Here is an 18,260-nt window from a genome sequence, read left to right as displayed (position 1 = left end):
ACGGCCACATCGTGAGGAGCCTCGATGAGCGACACCACCGCTTTCCCCCTGCCCGGGCACGCCGGCACCCTGTCCGCCCGGTGCTGGGTCCACGACGACCCGCGGTACGTCGTGCTGCTGTGCCACGGCTACGGCGAGCACGCCGGCCGCTACGAATACGTGGCCACCCGACTGATCGCCGACGGTGCCGTGGTCTATGCCGTCGACCACGCCGGGCACGGGCTCAGCGAGGGGGAACGCGTCCTGATCGGGGACTTCGAGAAGGTCGTGGACGACTTCCGTCTGCTCGACGTCAAGGCCCGCAGCGAGCACCCCGGCCTGCCGGTGGTGCTCGTCGGGCACTCCATGGGCGGGCTGATCGCCGCCCGCTACGCCCAGCGCTACGGTTCCGAACTGACCGCGGTGGTGCTGTCCGGTCCGGTGCTGGGCCGCTGGCCCGCCCTCGAGGCGATGCTCGCGGCGGAGGAGATCCCCGACGCACCCATCGACCCCGCGACGCTGTCGCGCAACCCGGAGGTGGGCCGCGCGTACGTGGACGATCCACTCGTCTGGCACGGCCCCTTCAAGCGGCCCACCGTCGAGGCACTGCAGCGTTGCCTCGACGCCGTCACCGGGGCAGGCACCGTCGGCGACGTGCCCGTCCTGTGGCTGCACGGCGAGGACGATCAGCTCGTCCCGCTCCCGGGCAGCCGCGAGGGCTGGGCCACGTTTGCCGGACCACGGTCGACGTCGAAGGTGTATCCCGGGGCACGGCACGAGATCTTCAACGAGACCAACCGTGACGACGTGCTCGACGACGTCGTCGATTTCGTGCGTGGGGTCCTTCCGGATCGGGGGTGATCCGAAAGGACACCACGGCGGCGCAGCCGCCTACTTGACCACGTTCACCATCTTGCCCGGTACGACGATCACCTTCCGCGGCGCGGCACCCTCGAGGAGGGCGGCGATCTTCTCGTCCGCGAGCGCCGCGGCCTCGATCGCCTCCCGGTCCGCGTCGGCCGGCACGGTGATACGGCTGCGCACCTTGCCGTTGACCTGGATCGGGTACTCGACCGTGTCCTCGACGAGCCACTTCTCGTCCGCCACCGGGAACGGACCGTGGGCCAGCGACTCGGTGCGCCCGAGCCGCGACCACAGCTCCTCGGCGAGGTGCGGGGCCACCGGGGCCAGCATGAGCACGAGCGGCTCCACCGCCGTCCGCGGCGCCCCGTCCGGGTACGCCTTGGTGAGGTGGTTGGTGTACTCGATCAGCTTGGCGATGGCGGTGTTGTCGCGCAGGCCCGCGTAGTCGTCGGACACGCCCGCGATCGCCTTGTTGAGGGCGCGCAGCGTCTCGTCGGTCGGTTCGGCGTCGGTGACCCGCAGCGCGCCGGTCTCCTCGTCGATCGCGGCCCGCCACACCCGCTGCAGGAACCGCTGCGCCCCGACGACGTCCTTCGTCGCCCACGGCCGGGACTGGTCCAGCGGGCCCATCGACATCTCGTACACACGCAGCGTATCGGCTCCGTAGTCGTCACAGATCTGGTCCGGCCCAACGGAATTCTTCAGGGACTTACCCATCTTCCCGTACTCGCGGTGGACTTCCTCACCCCGGTGGAAGAACTTCCCGTCGCGCTCCTCGACCTCGTCGGCGGGCACGTACACGCCGCGCGAATCGGTGTACGCGTACGCCTGGATGTAGCCCTGGTTGAACAGGCGCCGGTACGGCTCGGACGAGGTGACGTAGCCGAGGTCGAACAGCACCTTGTGCCAGAACCGCGCGTACAGCAGGTGCAGCACGGCGTGCTCGACACCGCCGACGTACAGGTCGACCCCGCCGGGGTCGTGCGGGCCGTGGATCTGCGGGCGCGGACCGGTCCAGTACGCCTCGTTCTCCTTGGCGCAGAACTCGTCCGGGTTCGTCGGGTCGATGTAGCGAAGCTGGTACCACGAGCTGCCGGCCCACTGCGGCATGACGTTGGTGTCGCGGGTGTAGTGCTGCAGCCCCTCGCCGAGGTCGAGTTCGACGTTCACCCACTCGTCGGCCTTGGCCAGCGGGGGCGACGGCTCCGAGCTCGCGTCCTCGGGATCGAACGACACCGGCGCATAGTCCTCGACGTCCGGAAGTTCCACCGGCAGAGCAGATTCCGGCAGAGCGTGCGGGTTGCCGTCGGTGTCGTAGACGATGGGGAACGGCTCTCCCCAGTACCGCTGCCGGGCGAACAGCCAGTCCCGCAGCTTGTACTGGATGGTGCCGGTGCCCGCACCCGACTCCTCGAGCTTCGCGACGACCGCCTTCTTCGCGTCGGCGACGCTCAGCCCGTTCAGGTAGCCGGAGTTCACGAGCGCCCCGTCGCCGGTGTACGCCTCCTCCGAGATATCTCCGCCCGCAATCACTTCCACGATCGGCAGGCCGAACGCGGTGGCGAACTCCCAGTCGCGCTGATCGTGGCCGGGCACGGCCATGATCGCGCCCGTGCCGTACCCGGTGAGCACGTAGTCCGCGATGAACACGGGCAGCGACTGCCCGTTCACCGGGTTGACGGCGTAGGCGCCGAGGAAGACGCCGGTCTTCTCCTTGCTCTCCTGCCGCTCGAGATCGGACTTCGCGGCGATCGACGCCCGGTAGGCGGCGACGGCCTCGGCCGGGGTGGCGGCGCCACCGGTCCAGCGCTCGTCGACACCCTCCGGCCATGCAGAGGCGACGATCTCGTCGACGAGTGCGTGCTCGGGCGCCAGCGTGACGTAGGTCGCGCCGAACAGCGTGTCGGGGCGCGTGGTGAACACCTCGATCGTGGCATCCGGACGGCCGGCGGCGGATTCCCCGGCGCCTGGCTCGCCCCGGACGGCGAACGTCACCTGCGCCCCGTGCGAGCGCCCGATCCAGTTGCGCTGCATGGTCTTGACCTTCTCGGGCCAGTCCAGGTACTCGAGGTCGTCGATGAGGCGGTCGGAATAGGCGGTGATCCGCATCATCCACTGCTGCAGGTGCTTGCGGAACACCGGGAAATTGCCGCGCTCGGAGCGGCCCTCGGCGGTGACCTCCTCGTTGGCCAGCACCGTGCCCAGACCCGGGCACCAGTTGACGAGGGAGTCCGAGCGGTACACCAGCCGGTACTCGTCGAGGGCGGCGAGCCGCTCCGCCTTCGACAGCGACGCCCAGTCGCGGCCGTCCGCGAGGGTGCGGGTGCCGGCGGCGAGCTCGGCGGCGAGCTCGTCGATGCGGCGCGCCTTGTTCTGCTCCGGGTCGTACCAGGCGTTGTAGATCGTCAGGAAGATCCACTGGGTCCAGTGGTAGAAGTCGACGTCCGTCGTCGCGACCGAGCGGCGCTCGTCGTGGCCCAGCCCCAGCCGGCGCAGCTGCCGCTGCATGTTCTCGATGTTCGCCTCGGTCGTGGTGCGCGGGTGCGTGCCCGTCTGCACCGCGTACTGCTCGGCCGGCAGCCCGAACGCGTCGTAGCCCAGCGTGTGCAGGACGTTGTGGCCCAGCATGCGGTGGTACCGGGCGTACACGTCGGTGGCGATGTAGCCGAGGGGGTGACCCACGTGCAGGCCCGACCCGGACGGGTAGGGGAACATGTCCTGCACGAACAGCTTGTCCTCGGGAACGTCGCCGGCGAGCGGGCCGACCGGGTTCGGCGCGTTGAACGTGCCGCGCTCACGCCACAGATCCTGCCAACGCCGCTCGATCCGGCCGGCGAGATCGGCGGTGTATCGGTGTTGCGGGGTGGCGTCGGACGACGGTGTGGAGGGCTGCGCAGGACGAGTCACGGTGGTCGCTATCTACTTGGCTGACGTCATTTACCTCCGACCAGGGTAGAGCCTGGCCCGACCCGGCCCGACCAGCGGCTGTGCCTCCCACGTATCCTCGAGGGGTGCTGATCGTCGCCATCGTCTTGTTCGTGCTCGCTCTCGCCGTCGGCGGGATCGCCGTCGCCGGACTGACCGGGCGGCTGCCGCGTAACCGGTGGGCGGGCGTGCGCACCGCCGACGCCCTGCGCGACGAGACGACGTTTGCCCTGGCCAACAAGGTCGCCGCCCCCAGTCAGCTCGGTGCGGCAGGCCTGCTCGTCCTCGGCGGCGTGGGCGCGCTCGCGCTCGATACGGTCCCGGGTCTGATCGCCGTCGTGGGTGCCGTGATCGCGGCCTTCTTCACCGCCGGTGTGGGCGGCTCCATCGGCGCCCGCGTCGCGGCGGCCAGCGCACCGGCCGAGACCGCCGGGTGCGGCACGTCGTGCGGGGCGTGCAGCCTGCGCGGCGCCTGCGAGCCGACCGCCTGAGCGCAGCGCACGGCGCAGGGTGACCGCCTGAGCGCAGCGCACGGCGCAGGGTGACCGCCTGAGCGCAGCGCACGGCGCAGGGTGACCGCCTGAGCGCGGTTCCCTCCGGTCGAGAGGTTCTCAACCCCGCGTCCGGGGGAGATACTGACAGGGTGACTCCGGCACTGGCCGGTGCCCGGCTGAAGTCGACGATCCGCGACGCGGCCGCCGCGGCGACGGACTCCGCCGAGTTCCGGGAGGTGGTCCTGGACGCGATCCGCGCCCGGGTGCCGTACGACGGGGTCTGTCTGGCCACCATCGATCCCGCGGCTCTCGTCCCGACCACACTGACGACCCGCGGATACGAGGTTCCGCGGGCCTATGCGTCCGCCCTCGAGTTCGAGTACGGCGAGGACCCCCAACCGGGCCGGTTCGACTCGCTGCTGCACCGGGAGGTCCCCATCCGGACGCTCCGCGAGGTGACCGGCAACCGCGTCAGGAGCAGCCGGCAGTATGCCGAACTGCTCGCGCCCTACGGGATGCAGGACGAGGTACGCATGCTCTTCCGCGGCCGCGACGGAGCCTGCTGGGGCGCGTGCACGATGAGCAGGCGGCCCGGCCCGGAGTTCGCCGACGAGGAGCTCGAGACCCTGGGCACGGTGCTCACCGACATCGGGGAGGGGTTGCGCACCACCCTGTTCCGCGACGGCACCCGCACCCCCCACCCCGGCTCCGAGGGACCTGCCGTCGCGATCGTCGGCCCCGACGACGAGTTCGAGTCGATCACCGTCCCCGCACTCGAGTACTTCGAACGGCTCGGCTGGGGGCCGCCCGGCAGGCCCGTGCCCACCGCGCCCGCGGTGTCGGCAGCACTGTGGCTGCGGCGATCCGGGACGGATTCCGCGGTCTTGCGGGCCCGCACCCTCGACGGTGAGTGGGTCGTGATCCGCGTCGGGCGGTTCGACGGCGAGCACCCGCCACGGCGCGTGCTGATGACCGTGGAGCGGGCGCAACTCCCGGAGATCGTGAGCCTGGCCGCGGCAGCGCACGGGCTGACCCGGCGCGAGTCGGAGGTACTCACGCAGGTTCTCGCCGGCAGGACCCGTCACGAGATGGCCCGTGTCCTGGGCATCAGCCCGTACACGGTGCAGGATCACCTCAAGGCCGTGTTCGCCAAGACCGGCGTCAACAGCCGCGCGAGTCTCGTCGCCAAGCTGGCCCACACCGAGTACGTACCGCGCCTCGGTCAGCGCATCGGCCCCGACGGCTTCTTCACCGAACGACGTTCCCCGGAGCCGGCTTCGGCCCCGAAGAGCTGAACCGCGCGCCCCTCGGCGACTCGGCCTGCGAAGCTCATTCCCAGCGCCGCACGCGCCGGTAGCGCGGGTTCCACCAGAACCGGTGCACGAGCCGCAGCGGCACGGGCAGCTCGCTCAGCACGCGGCGGGCCTGCTCGGGGGTGGCCCCCTCGACGACGTACGGACCCAGCTGCGCGATGTCGCTGTAGGCCAGTTCCTTGACGGCGGCCTTGGACAGCGCCTGCCATTCCTGCGCGGTGATCACCTCCTTGATGAGCGGGAACGCGTCGCGCTCCTCGTGCGCGAGGTGCGACTGCAGCAGCGCCACGAGGTCGTCGATCCGATGCGGCACCTGCCGCGGGCCGTGCTCCCGGTCGTCGAACGCGTCCTCCAGTGCGGCGAGCGTGGGATCGATGAGGGAGTGCTCGGCCTCCATGTCGTCGAGCACCGCGAGGTCGTCGGGGCGGTCCGCGAGCTTGCGGCGCATCAGCGGCCAGATGTGGGTGTCCTCGATCCGGTGATGGTGGTGCAGTTCCCGGCTGAAGCCGCGCCACCCGACGAGCAGGGCGTCGTGCGTCTCGTCGTTCTCGGTGCCGTAGGTCTGGGCCACGTGCGCCAGGCGCGTGGCGTCGCGGCGGAACGCGGCGTGCAGCAGCGTCATCACGTCCATGTCGTCGTCGGTCAATGCAGTGGACTTGGTGGTGGTCATGTCGTCGACCTCGATCCCGTCGTGCTCGAACCCTTGCTTTCGAGCGTGCGACCGGCGAGGGCGGCGCTCAATCCCACATTCGGGGGAGATCGGGAGGCGGGCGGCGGCGGTTCGCCGTTCCCTACGCTGGGCCCGTGACCACCCGCCGCGTGATCGACCCCGCCGGGGCCCTGTTCGGGCTGGGGCTGCCCCTCGTCGCCGCCGGGGCGGCGCTGCTGCTGCCGCGACTGTGGGAGTCGCGCCTGCCCCCGCGGATCGCCACGCACTGGTCCGGGCCGGCACCGGACGGATTCTCGGACCCGGCGTCGTTCTCGTGGACGATGGCGCTGGTGATCCTGCTGGTCGGCGGCGGCTGCAGCGCGATCGCGGCGCTGGCCCCCGCAATGCTGATGATGCGGCGCTACATGCTGGTGCTCGGTCTCGGGGTGACCGGCCTGCTGTTCACCCTGTGCGCGACGGTGCTCGTGGGCCAACTGGACGCGCCGGCCGAGCAGGCGCAGCTGCCGATGTGGAGCATCGGGGCGGGCGTCGCGCTCGGCGTCGCCGTCGGGATACTCGGGGCGTCGCTGCTGCGGGACCACCGGGTCCGGCGATCCGCCGTCGCCCGCCCCGATCCGGCGCTGCCGCGCGGCCCGGTCGAGCTGCCGATCGTCGAGCAGGTCGGCACCGGAACGCGCACCACCCTCGTGCTCGCGGCGCTGGTCCTGGCCCCCGCGGGCCTCGTGTGCGGCGCGGCGCGCAGCTGGTGGCCGCTGGCGATCTTCCTGCCGGTCGCCGTGCTCGTGCTGAGCCTGCTGCGGTTCCGCGTCGTCGTCGACGACACGGGCGTGCGGGTGCAGAACCTCGGGATGACCGCGGTGGACTACGGTCTCGACGAGATCGTCGGCGCGAAGGTCGCTCACGTGCGTCCCTTCCAGGACTGGGGCGGGTGGGGACTGCGCGCCAAGGGCCGGGGCCGGTACGGCCTCGTCACGATCACCGGTCCCGCGCTCGTGGTCACCGTCGCCGGAGGGCAGGAGTTCACCGTCACCGCGTCGCAGGCCGAGCGCATGGCTGGCGCGCTCAACACCCTCGCCGATCGTCGCTGACCGGTGCGATCCGAGGACGCGGGCTACGCGAACAGCCCGCGCGTACGCGGCTGATCCGGTCTAATGGGAGCGATTGCCGACGAGTACGGAGGCCGACGTGAGCCATCGGAAGCAGTTGCACCCAGACGGAGTCCTCGAACCGGCGTACACCGGGCGCATCGACAGTGAGCCGGTTCCGGCGCTGCGGCTGCCGAAGCACTCGATGGATCCGGGGGAGGCGTACCGGTACATCCACGACGAGCTGATGCTCGACGGCAGTTCGCGGCTGAATCTCGCCACCTTCGTCACCACGTGGATGGAGCCGCAGGCCGATGTACTCATGGCCGAGACGTTCGACAAGAATCTCATCGACAAGGACGAGTACCCGGCGACCTCGGCGATCGAGGAACGCTGCGTGGCGATGGTCGCCGACCTGTTCCACGCGCCGGGACTGTCCGACGTCGATCCGGCATCCGCGACGGGTGTGTCCACGATCGGCTCGAGCGAAGCGGTGATGCTCGCGGGCCTGGCGCTCAAGTGGCGCTGGCGGGCCCGGCGGCAGGCGTCGGGCGAGGACACCTCACGCCCGAATCTGGTGCTGGGCAGCAATGTTCAGGTGGTGTGGGAGAAGTTCTGCCGCTACTTCGACGTGGAGGCGAGGTACCTGCCGATGGAACCCGGCCGCTACGTGATCACCCCCGAGCAGGTGCGGGAGGCGTTGGACGAGAACACGATCGGTGTCGTCGCGATCCTCGGCACCACGTACACCGGTGAGCTCGAACCGGTGGCCGAGATCGCCGGGATGCTCGACGACGTGGCCGACGAGGGCGGTCCCGACGTGCCGCTGCACGTCGACGCGGCGAGCGGCGGCTTCGTCGTGCCGTTCCTGCATCCGGAACTGGAGTGGGACTTCCGGGTGCCGCGGGTGGTGTCGATCAACGTCAGCGGGCACAAGTACGGCCTGACCTACCCCGGTATCGGGTTCGTGGTGTGGCGCGACAAGGAGTACCTGCCCGAGGATCTGGTCTTCCGGGTCAACTACCTCGGCGGGGACATGCCGACCTTCACCCTGAACTTCTCCCGGCCCGGGAACCAGATCGTCGGCCAGTACTACAACTTCCTGCGGCTCGGCCGCGACGGGTACCGCCGGGTGATGAAGACGCTACGGTCCACCGCGAGCCGGCTGGCCGGGCAGATCGCCGGGATCGAGGGGATGCGCCTGATCTCCGACGGCACCGCCATCCCGGTGATCGCGTTCGAGCTCACCGGGGATCCGGGCTTCACCGTCTTCGACGTCTCGCACGAGCTGCGGACGCACGGCTGGCAGGTGCCGGCCTACACGATGCCGGCCGATGCCCAGGATGTGGCAGTCCTGCGGATCGTGGTCCGGGAGGGGTTCAGCGCCGACCTCGCGCGGCAGCTGTTCGCCGACCTCGAGCGGGTGTGCGCCGAGTTGCGCAAGGAGGGACCGCTCCGGCACTCCAGCGAGCAGCACTTCGCGCACTGACCGCCGGGTCGCTCAGTTCCGTTCGACCTCGATGGGGTGGGTGGCCAGCAATGCGAGCGGTAGCGGCTGCCGGCGCAGCACCCGCGCCCACAGGTCGACTCGCGGCGGTCCGAGGATGTCCTGGGGGAGGGCGGAGATGACCATCCAGTCGTCGTTGCGGAGCTCGCCATCGAGCTGGCCGGCGCTCCACCCGGCGTAGCCGGCGAAGATGCGGATGCCTTCCACGAGCGGGCCGATGACGGCCGGGTCGGAGTCGAGGTCGATCATGACCACCCGCCCGTCGATCCGGCGCACCCCCGGCACGCCCTCGACGGAGACGCCGACGCGCAGCGTGCCCAGGCACAGGGCCGAGTCGCGCCGGACGGGGCCGCCGACGTAGAGCGCCTTCGGATCGGCGCTCAGCGCCGTCCATTGCGGCAGCACGGCCTGGACCGCGGTGTCGCTGGTGCGGTTGAGCACCACGCCGAGGCTGCCCACGTCGCCGTGCTCGATGATGTAGACGACCGTTCGCCGGAAGGTCGGCTCGACGAGGTCGGTGGCCGACACGAGCAGGGTTCCGGGCCGGACGGCCGGTGTCGCCGGTGCCGTGCGGTCCTCGGGTTCGTCCTGATGCTGCGCCACCCCGACATCATCCCACCGTCGCCGACGGCGCGTGGCGGCAAGGCGGGGGAGTTGTTCAGGACAGCCCGACGGTCTCGGCGAGCACCGCGAGGTGATGGTCGAACAGCTGCCCGGGGTCGGTGAAGGTGTCGGTGCCGTACTGGCCGAAGACCTCGAAGTTCACGGCCCCGAACAGGGCGGCCCAGACCAGTACGCCGCGCGCGAGGACGGCGTCGGGAACGCCGGTGCCGAGTTCGGCGCGGATCCGGCCCAGGTCGGCGGTGAGGGTGTCCGGCACGGCGACGGTGGTGGGGATGCGGAGGGTGCCGGCGGCGTGGGCGTCGTCGAGGATGCGGACGAGCCGGACGACGACGCGGGTGCCCGGACCCGTGGTCCGCTCGGCGGGGGCGTGGTAGCCGGGGACCGGGCTGCCGAACAGCAGGGCGTAGCGCGCGGGGTCGCGCAGCGCCCAGGCGCGCACCGCGTGGCCGAGCACGCGGAACTGCTCGGCGTGGGCGCCCGCGGCGACGTCGGCGAGCGCCTCGTCGACCGTGTCGGCGAGTTCGGTGTAGCCGTCGACGACGAGGAGGGTGAGCAGTTCGTCGCGGCTGGCGACGTAGCGGTACACCGCCGAGGAGACGACGCCGAGGTCGCGGGCGACGGCGCGCAGGGACAGCGCGGCGGCTCCGTGGGTGGCGAGGTGTTCGCGGCCGATCCGCAGGATGTCGGCCATCGTCTGCTGCCGGGCGCGGGCGCGGGGGGTTCCGGTCATGTCCCTCACCCTGCCAGATGTGCGAGCACCGTCAACAAAAGTGAGCACTGCTCTTGACTTTACGCACCCGGGGGCGCATCGTGATGTCAGACAGAGAGCAGTGCTCACATTTCGAAGGAGCTGACCACCATGTCGAATCTGCAGGTCGTCACCGGAGCCGGGCCGGTCGGCTGGACCGTCGCCGAACAACTCGCCGACCGGGGCCACCGCGTCCGCGTCCTCACCCGGTCCGGCAACGGCCCCGAGCACCCGCTCGTCGAACGCCGCCGGGTCGACGTCTCCGATCCCGCCCGGCTCGGCCCCGCGCTCGAGGGTGCCGGTGCCGTGTACCACTGCATCCACGGCTCGGCCTACCGCGCCGACACCTGGGAGCGCGAACTGCCGGCGGCGGAGAGCACGGTCCTCGAGGCGGCCGGGCGCACGGGCGCGGTGGTGGTCTTCCCCGAGAGCCTGTACTCCTACAGCGAACCGGACCGGGTCATGACCGAGGACTCGCCGCGCGCGAGCACCACCGGCAAGCGGGGCGTGCGGGCCCGGCTGCTGGACCGCCGCGCCGAAAGCGCCACCCCGACCGTGAGCGTGGTCGCGTCCGACTTCTTCGGCCCCCACGCCCGCACCGCCCACGCGGGCGAGCGGATGGTGCCGGCCATCCTGGCCGGGCGCAGCCCCCGCGTGCTCGGCTCACCCGACGTGCCGCACTCGTTCACGTACGTGCCGGACCTGGCCGCCGCCATGATCGCGGCCGCGGCGAATCCCGCGGTGTGGAACCGGGTCCTGCACGCTCCCACCGGTCCGGCCGGCACGCAGCGCAACCTCGTCGCCGCGTTCGCCGCGGCCGCGCAGGTGCCGGCTCCGAAGGTCGGCACGATTCCCACCTGGATGCTGCGCGGCGCCGCGCTGGCCAACCGCGACGCCCGCGAACTGACCGAGATGCTCTACCAGTTCACCGATCCGTTCGTCATGGACTCCGCGTACAGCGAGGAACTCCTCGGCCTGCGCCCGACGCCGCTGCCCGAGGCCGCGGCCGCGACGGTGCGATGGTGGCGCGAGCGGTGACACTCACTTCCCGGTCTGGGAGGCGGCCGCCCGCTCGTCGAGGTCCGCGAGCGTGATCGGGTGCCGCGGGGGCTCGTCGACGACGACGGTGCGGGTGACCCGGAGCTCGCCGTCGACGTGCAGCAGCTCCCCGCAGCGCAGGTCCGACCAGCCCGGATCCTCGTCCATGCGCTCGCTGGCGACCACGACCGCCGGGTGCCGTGCCAGGTGGCCCGAGCGCACCCGGACCGTGCCGGCCTCGCTGGCATGCTCGAGATGGCGGCCGCCGTGCGGGCCGCCGGCGGGACGCTCGAGGACGAACAGGTCGTGGGTGTCCGGATAACGCAGCGCCCACAACTGCGTCGCGGTCGTGAGCACGACGTTCAACGCGTAGACGGGCAGATTCTCGGCGGCCCACCGGACCGCGGCGGTCAGCCCCGCGCCGACGTCGCCGCCGTGCTCGTCGATGCGACGGGTGACGAGCGCGAAGAAGCGCTCCGAGTCCGTCTCGCCCGTCACGAGGTCGCGGTACGGGCCGAGCTCGGCCTCGAGCCGCGGCAGATCGCCGAGGACGCCGTTGTGGGCGAACAGCCGCCCGCGCTGCTCGAAGGGGTGCGTGTTGCCCACGTCCAGGCCTCCCGTCGAGGCGAACCGGATGTGTGCGAGGAACGTCTGTGACCGCCGCTCCTTCGCCTCCGTGGCGAACGCGCGGTCCTCGTACGCCGCCAGCGGCTGCTTCTCCACCACCGGGCGGCCGTCGTCGGTGAACGTCCCGAGCCCGGTGCCGTCCGGTTCACGCCGGCTCTGCCGGGCGAGCGAATCCGATGCGTCGAGCAGCCAGAAGGTGGCGTGCACCCGGTGCGGCGCGGCGGTCAACCCGAACAGTCGGCACATGACGGGACGTCCCCCTCTTCCGGAAGTTGCCGGTTGCGCCGAGGGTAGGCCGGAAAACCTCGCCGGGGAGGCGGAACCGTCGTCGCGGGGCGACCCCGCACCGGACGGATAGTGTCGGACACTGTGCGGGAGTCGAGACGGCAGGCGTGGCGATCCACGGCGACGGCTCTGCGCCGATCGCCGGGACTGGCGCGGCTGACGGTCGTCCGCTTCGCCAGCCAGTTCGGGGACGGACTGTTCCAGGCCGCCCTCGGTGGGGCGATCCTGTTCAATCCGGAGCGCCAGACCGATCCCGCCGCGATCGCCGCGGGATTCGCGGTGTTGCTGCTGCCCTACTCGGTGGTCGGGCCGTTCGCCGGCGCGCTGCTCGACCGCTGGGACCGCCGGCTGGTGCTGCTCGCCGCCAATGCCCTGCGCGGCGTGCTCATCCTCGCCATGTCGGCGCTGCTCCTCACCGGCGGCGGATCCACCGCGCTGCTGCTGCTCGCGCTCGCCGCCGTCGGCGTCAGTCGCTTCGTGCTCGCCGGGGTGTCGGCGTCCCTCCCGCACGTCGTGCGCCAATCATGGCTCGTACCGGTCAATTCCGTGCTCGCGACGGTAGGATCGGGGATCTCTGCCCTCGGGGCGGGCATCGCGGTCACCACGATCGGCCTCGTCGGGGAAGGCGACTTCGGCTCCGGGGTGGCGGTGGCGCTCGGCGTCTCCGGCTCCGTGGTCGCCGCGCTCGCCGCCGGCGGCTTCGCCCGTCATGCGCTCGGTCCCGACCGTGCCGTGCTGCGCCACCCGATCCGGGCCGTCGCCGCCGGTCTGCACACCGGTGCCACGGCGGTGTGGGAGGCACCGGGGGTCACGGTCGCGATAATCGGTATCGGTGCGCACCGCATCGTGTTCGGCATCGACACACTCATCATGGTGCTGGTGCTGCGCGACGCCGACGGGGCCACGCTGCCGGGCGGGCTCGTCGGGTTCGGCGTCGCCGTGGGCGCCACCGCCACCGGGATGCTCGTCGCGGCGGTCGCCGCCCCGCTCGTCATCCCGCGCCTCGGCCGGCCCCGCACCGTCGTCACGGCACTGATCTGCGCGGGCGTCGTCCAGCTCGTCCTCGTCACCGGGTTCGACGAGACGGGACTGCTCGTCGCCGCGTTCCTGCTGGGTCTCGTCGGTCAGACCATCAAGCTCACCGGGGACGCCGCGATGCAGATCGAGATCGACGACGCCCGTCGCGGGCAGGTCTTCGCCCTGCAGGACACCGTGTTCAACATGGCGTTCCTCGCGGCGATCGTCGCGGGCGCCCTGGTCGTCGCGCCCGACGGCCGCAGCCCGGCGCTCGCGCTCGCCGGGGTGGCGGTGTACGTCGCCGGTCTGGTCGCGGCGACGACGATCCGGCGGCTCCGCATGTGAGTCTCCGCGGTTTCGGGCGCCGGATTTGTTAGGTTCTCCGGGGCATTTCCCCGAGTGTCCGGAGGAGAACGCGATGGCACGCAGGCACCGCACGCCGCTGACTGTTCTCGCCCTGGTCTCGTCGATCCTGCCGCTGTTCGCGCTGCCCGCCCAGGCGTCGCCCGCCCCGCCCGTCAACTCGTGCGGCGAACCGGGCTTCGATCCCGCGGTCGAGCCCCCGGACCCCGACGCGCCGCAGCTGCCACGGATCGACATCCCGCCCGTCGTGAAGATCCCCCTGCCGTACCCCGAGCTCGTGCCGGTCCCGGTCCCCGGCCCGGCGCCGGACAACACCCGCGTGCCGCAGGAGCCGTTGCCCGCCGACCCGTGCGCCGACCCGTGCCCGGACCTCGGTTTCGCGCCGGACGCTCCCGACGCCCTGCCCCGGCGGCCCGAGTGGCTCGAGTGGCTCGAGCGGCTCGAGTGGGTCCGCCGGCTCGAGCGGGTCCTCGAGTTACCTGCCGCGCGTCGAGCTGGATCCGCAGCCGGAGACGATCCCGATTCCCGTGCCCGGCGCGCCGGGTGCACCCGTCCCACCGGCCCCGCCACGGGAGAATCCGCCGTTCGAGCCGGGTACCGTCACCGCCCGGCCACCCGCCCCCGCCGTGGGCGACGTCAAGCTGGTCTCCCAGCTGACCGGTCCCGGCTCGGAGAACCGCACCGATGCGCGCTGGGCCGTGCACGGCACCGACCTCGGCATCGTGTGGGAGACGCGCCCCGGCGAGGTCGCCCTCGCCTTCGGGGACACGTTCGGGCTCGAATGGACGCCGCCGGGCGGGGCCGGCGGAGACTGGCGCAGCAACGTCCTGGCATTCAGCCGCGACACCGACCTGGCGGACGGCCTCACCATCGACGCGATGGTGCAGGACAGCCCCTGCCACGCCGCGGAGATCCTCGACGCCCGGCATGTGAAGAACTTCGAGACGACCGTCATCCCCACCTCCGGCTTCGCGATCGGCGACCGCCAGTACCTGAGCTACATGTCGGTGCGACGGTGGAGCGTCGTGCCGGGCATGTGGTACACCAACCACGGCGGCATCGCCTACTCCGACGACCACGGCCAGACGTGGACGAAGGACCTGCATGCCCGCTGGGACAACGTGTTCGGGCTCGGCCGGTTCCAGGTCGCGACGATGGTGCCGCACGGCGACCACGTCTACATGTTCGGCACTCCGAACGGCCGCGTCGGATCGGTGGGCCTGGCCCGCGTGCCGGTCGACGACGTGCTCGATCCCTCCGCGTACCAGTACTGGGTGCACGACCGCTGGATGCCCGTCTTCGAGCAGCTCGCCACCCCGCTCGCCGACGGCGCGGCGAGCGAGCTGTCGGTGCGGTTCGACGCCGGACGAGGCCGCTGGCAGATGAGCTACCTGGAACCGATTGCGGGCGAAATCGTTCTCCGCGAGTCGGATTCGCCGCAGGGCGTCTGGTCCGATGCCGCGACGCTGGTACGGACCTCGGACTACCCGAAGGCATACGGCGGCTTCATGCACCCGTGGTCCCACGGCGCGGACCTGTACTTCACCGTGTCCGAGTGGGACAGCTACAACGTCTACCTGATGCGCGCCCGACTGAACTGAATCACTCTCGCGCGCAACGTAAGCCGAGCGAATGTATCGTTCACCTCCTCAGTCCGACGGAACGATACATTCGCTCGGTCAGCGGGCGGCATGGATGCGGACCTCGGTGGCCTTGACGACGAACCACATCGTCGCACCCGGTGCGAGCGCGAGATCGGCGGCCGCGGACGTGGTGACCTCGGCGGTGATTCCGGACTCGGCGGCCCGGACGAGGACGGTGGCACCGTGGACCTCGAGCTCGCCGACGACGACGGCGAACGAGTTGCGGGGGCTGCCGTGGGGTTCCCCGGGATAGACCGCGACGGCGGCGGGGGTGAACACCGCCACCGCCGAATTCCCTGGGGCACAGTCGTCGTCGAGCACACCGCGGACCCGGCCGACGGGGGTGTCGAGTCCGTCCGCGGTGACGGTGCCGGCGAGCAGGTTCAGGCCCGCGATGCGGGCCGCGAAGGCACTGCGCGGCCGGGACAGCACGTCGCGCACCGTGCCCTCCTCGACGATCCGGCCGTCGTCGAGCACCACGGCCCGGTCGGCGAGCGCCAGGGCGTCGAGGGGGTCGTGGGTGACCACCAGCGCCGTGCGTCCCGGACCGCGCAGGACGGTGCGCAGCAGCGACCGCACGGCCGGGGCGGCCGTCACGTCGAGGGCGGCCATCGGTTCGTCGAGCAGCAACAAACGCGGGTCGGCCGCCAGCGCGCGGGCAATCGCGACGCGCTGGGCCTGCCCCCCGGAGAGCTGGTGCGGCCGGCGGTCGGCGAGCTCCGTCGCGTCGACGGCCGCGAGCTGCCGCAACGCCGCGGCGCGGGCGGCCGATCGGCCTCGGCCCGCGCTGCGGGGAGCGAAGGCGACGTTGTCGAGGACGCTCAGGTGCGGGAACAGCAGCGGCTGCTGCGCGAGCAGGGCCACCCCGCGACGGTGCGGCGGCACGGCCACGCCCGCCGCGGTGTCGGTGAGCACGCACCCGTCGAGTTCGATGCGACCGTCGTCGGGCTGCAGCAATCCGGCGATCACGTTCAGCAGCGTCGACTTGCCGGCGCCGTTGGGTCCCAGGACCGCGAGCACGCGGCCGGACTCCACGGCGACAGCCAGGTCGACGTCGCGGGACCCGACCCGGGCACGCAGCCGCAGGCCGGTCACAGGCCGCCCGCGATCCGCCGCCCCCGAGCGGCGACGACGATCACGAGGGCGGCCACGACGAGCAGCAGCGACAACGCCACCGCCGCGTCGGCGTCGGTCTCGCGCTGGAGATAGATCTCGAGCGGCAACGTGCGGGTGACACCCTGGAGGCTGCCGGCGAAGGTGAGGGTGGCCCCGAACTCGCCGAGGGCCCGCGCGAAGGCCAGCACGGTGCCGGACGCGAGGCCCGGCAGCACGAGCGGCAGGGTGACCCTGCGGAAGACGGTGGTGGGCGGCGCCCCGAGCGTCGCGGCGACCGCCTCGTACCGGGTGCCGGCGGTGCGCAGGGTGCCCTCGAGGCTCATCACCAGGAACGGCAGCGCGACGAACGTCTGCGCGAGGACAACTGCCGTGGTGGAGAACGCGATACGGATTCCGAGCAGCTCGAGGTGCTCGCCGATCAGTCCGCGGCGCCCGAAGGTGTACAACAGTGCGATCCCGCCGACCACGGGCGGCAGCACGAGCGGCAGCAGCACGAGCGAGCGCAGCACCGGAAGGAAACGCACGGTGCTGCGCGCGAGCACGGTCGCCATCGGCACGCCGAGCAGGACACACAGCACCGTGGCGGCCACCGCGGTGCGCAGGCTCAGCGTCAGGGCCTGCAGGGATGCCTCGGACGTCACCAGTTCCGGGAAGCGCCGCCAGTCGACGGCGAGGATCAGCGACAGCAGCGGCAGGGCGACGAACAGTCCGCCGACGATCGCGGGGACGTGGATCCACGTCGGCAGCCCGGCCGGTCGGACGCGCGTCACGGGGCCGCGAATCCCTTCTCGGCGAGGATCCGTCGTCCCTCGGGGCCGGTCACGTACGCGACGAACGCCGCCGCCGTCACGGGGTTCGCGCCCTCGGCGAGGACCGCGACGGGGTAGGTGTTGACGGCCGCCGCGGACTCGGGGAACGGCACGGCGGTCACGTCGTCGCCGGCGCGCAGAGCGTCGGTGACGTAGACGAGCCCGGCGTCGGCCTGCCCGGTGGCGACCTTGCCGAGCACGTCCGTCACCGAGGATTCCTCGCTGACCGGCTCGAGGGTGACGCCGGCGACGTCCTCGACGCGGGCGGCCGCGGCGCCGCACGGTACCTGCGGCGCACACACGACGACGTCGAGTCCGGGACGGCTCAGATCCGCGAAAGTCTGCACGTCCTCGGGGTTTCCGGGTTCGGTGACGATGGTGAGGGTGTTGGCCGCGAAGTTCACGGGTTCGCCGGCCACGAGACCGGCATCGACGGCCCTGGTCATGTTCGCCGTGTCGGCGGAGGCGAAGACATCGGCGGGGGCACCCTGGGACAACCGCGCGACGAGGTCGGCCGAGCCGGCGAAGTCGAAAACAACATCCGTGCCGGGATTTTCGGCCTCGAACCGCACTTCGATCTCCCGGAACGGTACCTGCAGCGACGCGGCCGCGAACACGGTCAGCTCGCCGGTGACCGCCGTGGCGGGCGCAGGGTCGCCGTCGCCACCGGAGCCGCACGCGGCGAGCATCAGCGCCGAGAGCACGACGACGACTGCCTCCCGCCGTCTCACGACGCACCCGCCGGGGTTTCGACGATCACCGTCGTGGCCTTGACGACGGCCACCCCGAGGCTGCCCGGTTCGAGGCCGAGTTCACGGACGGCCTCGGTGCTCATCAGCGACACGACGCGGTGCGGGCCGCACTGCATCTCCACCTGCGCCATGACGGTGTCGGACACCACGCGGGTCACGATCCCGGCGAACCGGTTGCGGGCGGAGCTGCCCACGCCGAGCAGATCGGGTGCCTCGTCCGCCTGACGGCGGGCGAACTCGGCAAGGTCGGCCCCCTCGACGATCTTGCGGCCGGCCCCGTCCTTGCCGGCCGGGAGGGCGCCCTGGTCGATCCACCGCCGGACGGTGTCGTCGCTGACGCCGAGCAGCCGGGCGGCATCCTTGATGCGAATCTGCGTCACAAAACAGACACTACTTCCGCT

At 71.7% G+C, this 18,260-nt stretch carries 16 protein-coding genes and 1 pseudogene; 8 read left to right on the top strand and 9 right to left on the bottom strand.

What is annotated here, in order from left to right; all coding sequences use genetic code 11:
* Positions 1 to 24 precede the first annotated feature (24 nt).
* Positions 25 to 840 carry an alpha/beta hydrolase gene (locus tag AIIKEEIJ_RS22370; protein WP_006934383.1) on the top strand — a complete coding sequence of 272 codons (816 nt, stop codon included), beginning with the start codon at positions 25 to 27 and terminating at the stop codon, positions 838 to 840.
* Positions 841 to 870: 30 nt separating this feature from the next.
* On the opposite strand, the gene leuS is transcribed toward AIIKEEIJ_RS22370, so the two are convergent.
* On the bottom strand, positions 871 to 3,750 hold the full coding sequence (gene leuS / locus AIIKEEIJ_RS22365; protein WP_161996587.1) for a leucine--tRNA ligase: 2,880 nt from the start codon (positions 3,748 to 3,750) through the stop codon (positions 871 to 873).
* Between the two features lie 104 nt (positions 3,751 to 3,854).
* On the opposite strand from leuS, the gene AIIKEEIJ_RS22360 reads away from it, so the two are divergent.
* Together AIIKEEIJ_RS22360 and AIIKEEIJ_RS22355 are read left to right on the top strand one after the other, a co-directional pair.
* On the top strand, positions 3,855 to 4,259 hold the full coding sequence (locus AIIKEEIJ_RS22360; RefSeq protein WP_006934385.1) for an SdpI family protein: 405 nt from the start codon (positions 3,855 to 3,857) through the stop codon (positions 4,257 to 4,259).
* Positions 4,260 to 4,411: 152 nt separating this feature from the next.
* Positions 4,412 to 5,557, top strand: coding sequence for a response regulator transcription factor (locus AIIKEEIJ_RS22355; RefSeq protein WP_161996586.1), 1,146 nt, complete (start codon positions 4,412 to 4,414; stop codon positions 5,555 to 5,557).
* A 34-nt stretch (positions 5,558 to 5,591) separates the two neighbouring features.
* On the opposite strand, the gene AIIKEEIJ_RS22350 is transcribed toward AIIKEEIJ_RS22355, so the two are convergent.
* Positions 5,592 to 6,245, bottom strand: a complete 654-nt coding sequence (locus AIIKEEIJ_RS22350; RefSeq protein WP_029546775.1) for a hemerythrin domain-containing protein — start codon at positions 6,243 to 6,245, stop codon at positions 5,592 to 5,594.
* 134 nt (positions 6,246 to 6,379) lie between these two features.
* On the opposite strand from AIIKEEIJ_RS22350, the gene AIIKEEIJ_RS22345 reads away from it, so the two are divergent.
* Positions 6,380 to 7,333 (top strand): DUF1648 domain-containing protein, encoded by a 954-nt coding sequence (locus tag AIIKEEIJ_RS22345; RefSeq protein WP_161996585.1) that lies wholly within the window; start codon positions 6,380 to 6,382, stop codon positions 7,331 to 7,333.
* A gap of 97 nt (positions 7,334 to 7,430) precedes the next feature.
* The gene (locus AIIKEEIJ_RS22340; protein ID WP_161996584.1) at positions 7,431 to 8,819 is read left to right on the top strand and encodes a glutamate decarboxylase; all 1,389 of its coding nucleotides are present in this window, start codon (positions 7,431 to 7,433) and stop codon (positions 8,817 to 8,819) included.
* 12 nt (positions 8,820 to 8,831) lie between these two features.
* Here the strand turns inward: AIIKEEIJ_RS22340 and AIIKEEIJ_RS22335 are convergent, their stop codons facing one another.
* Both AIIKEEIJ_RS22335 and AIIKEEIJ_RS22330 read right to left on the bottom strand, forming a co-directional pair.
* The gene (locus AIIKEEIJ_RS22335; protein WP_006934398.1) at positions 8,832 to 9,440 is read right to left on the bottom strand and encodes a YqgE/AlgH family protein; all 609 of its coding nucleotides are present in this window, start codon (positions 9,438 to 9,440) and stop codon (positions 8,832 to 8,834) included.
* 55 nt (positions 9,441 to 9,495) lie between these two features.
* Complete coding sequence (locus AIIKEEIJ_RS22330; protein ID WP_161996583.1) at positions 9,496 to 10,191, bottom strand: WHG domain-containing protein; 696 nt, start codon at positions 10,189 to 10,191, stop codon at positions 9,496 to 9,498.
* Between the two features lie 129 nt (positions 10,192 to 10,320).
* On the opposite strand from AIIKEEIJ_RS22330, the gene AIIKEEIJ_RS22325 reads away from it, so the two are divergent.
* Entirely contained in the window at positions 10,321 to 11,247 is a 927-nt protein-coding gene (locus AIIKEEIJ_RS22325; RefSeq protein ID WP_161996582.1) for an NAD-dependent epimerase/dehydratase family protein, read from the top strand.
* Between the two features lie 3 nt (positions 11,248 to 11,250).
* On the opposite strand, the gene AIIKEEIJ_RS22320 is transcribed toward AIIKEEIJ_RS22325, so the two are convergent.
* Positions 11,251 to 12,120 (bottom strand): class II glutamine amidotransferase, encoded by an 870-nt coding sequence (locus tag AIIKEEIJ_RS22320; RefSeq protein WP_006934404.1) that lies wholly within the window; start codon positions 12,118 to 12,120, stop codon positions 11,251 to 11,253.
* A gap of 123 nt (positions 12,121 to 12,243) precedes the next feature.
* Here AIIKEEIJ_RS22320 and AIIKEEIJ_RS22315 point away from each other — a divergent pair, with 123 nt between their 5' ends.
* Together AIIKEEIJ_RS22315 and AIIKEEIJ_RS22310 are read left to right on the top strand one after the other, a co-directional pair.
* Positions 12,244 to 13,521 carry an MFS transporter gene (locus AIIKEEIJ_RS22315; protein WP_161996581.1) on the top strand — a complete coding sequence of 426 codons (1,278 nt, stop codon included), beginning with the start codon at positions 12,244 to 12,246 and terminating at the stop codon, positions 13,519 to 13,521.
* A 73-nt stretch (positions 13,522 to 13,594) separates the two neighbouring features.
* A pseudogene (locus tag AIIKEEIJ_RS22310) lies at positions 13,595 to 15,140 on the top strand (DUF4185 domain-containing protein).
* A 78-nt stretch (positions 15,141 to 15,218) separates the two neighbouring features.
* Here the strand turns inward: AIIKEEIJ_RS22310 and AIIKEEIJ_RS22305 are convergent.
* From AIIKEEIJ_RS22305 to AIIKEEIJ_RS22290, 4 genes are read right to left on the bottom strand one after another with little or no spacing between them, the layout of a single operon-like run.
* On the bottom strand, positions 15,219 to 16,277 hold the full coding sequence (locus tag AIIKEEIJ_RS22305; RefSeq protein WP_029546782.1) for a sulfate/molybdate ABC transporter ATP-binding protein: 1,059 nt from the start codon (positions 16,275 to 16,277) through the stop codon (positions 15,219 to 15,221).
* The gene (locus AIIKEEIJ_RS22300; RefSeq protein ID WP_006934410.1) at positions 16,274 to 17,068 is read right to left on the bottom strand and encodes an ABC transporter permease; all 795 of its coding nucleotides are present in this window, start codon (positions 17,066 to 17,068) and stop codon (positions 16,274 to 16,276) included. Before AIIKEEIJ_RS22300 ends, AIIKEEIJ_RS22305 begins: the two co-directional genes overlap by 4 nt.
* The gene (gene modA / locus AIIKEEIJ_RS22295; protein WP_051359276.1) at positions 17,065 to 17,796 is read right to left on the bottom strand and encodes a molybdate ABC transporter substrate-binding protein; all 732 of its coding nucleotides are present in this window, start codon (positions 17,794 to 17,796) and stop codon (positions 17,065 to 17,067) included. Before modA ends, AIIKEEIJ_RS22300 begins: the two co-directional genes overlap by 4 nt.
* 38 nt (positions 17,797 to 17,834) lie before the next feature.
* Entirely contained in the window at positions 17,835 to 18,239 is a 405-nt protein-coding gene (locus AIIKEEIJ_RS22290; protein WP_006934412.1) for a TOBE domain-containing protein, read from the bottom strand.
* Positions 18,240 to 18,260 lie beyond the last annotated feature (21 nt).

This window comes from Rhodococcus sp. YH1 (assembly GCF_009939605.1).
GTDB classification, from domain to species: domain Bacteria; phylum Actinomycetota; class Actinomycetes; order Mycobacteriales; family Mycobacteriaceae; genus Rhodococcus; species Rhodococcus aetherivorans.
Note: the sequence above shows the minus strand (reverse complement) of the source record. Positions and strands in the feature narration are given on the sequence as shown.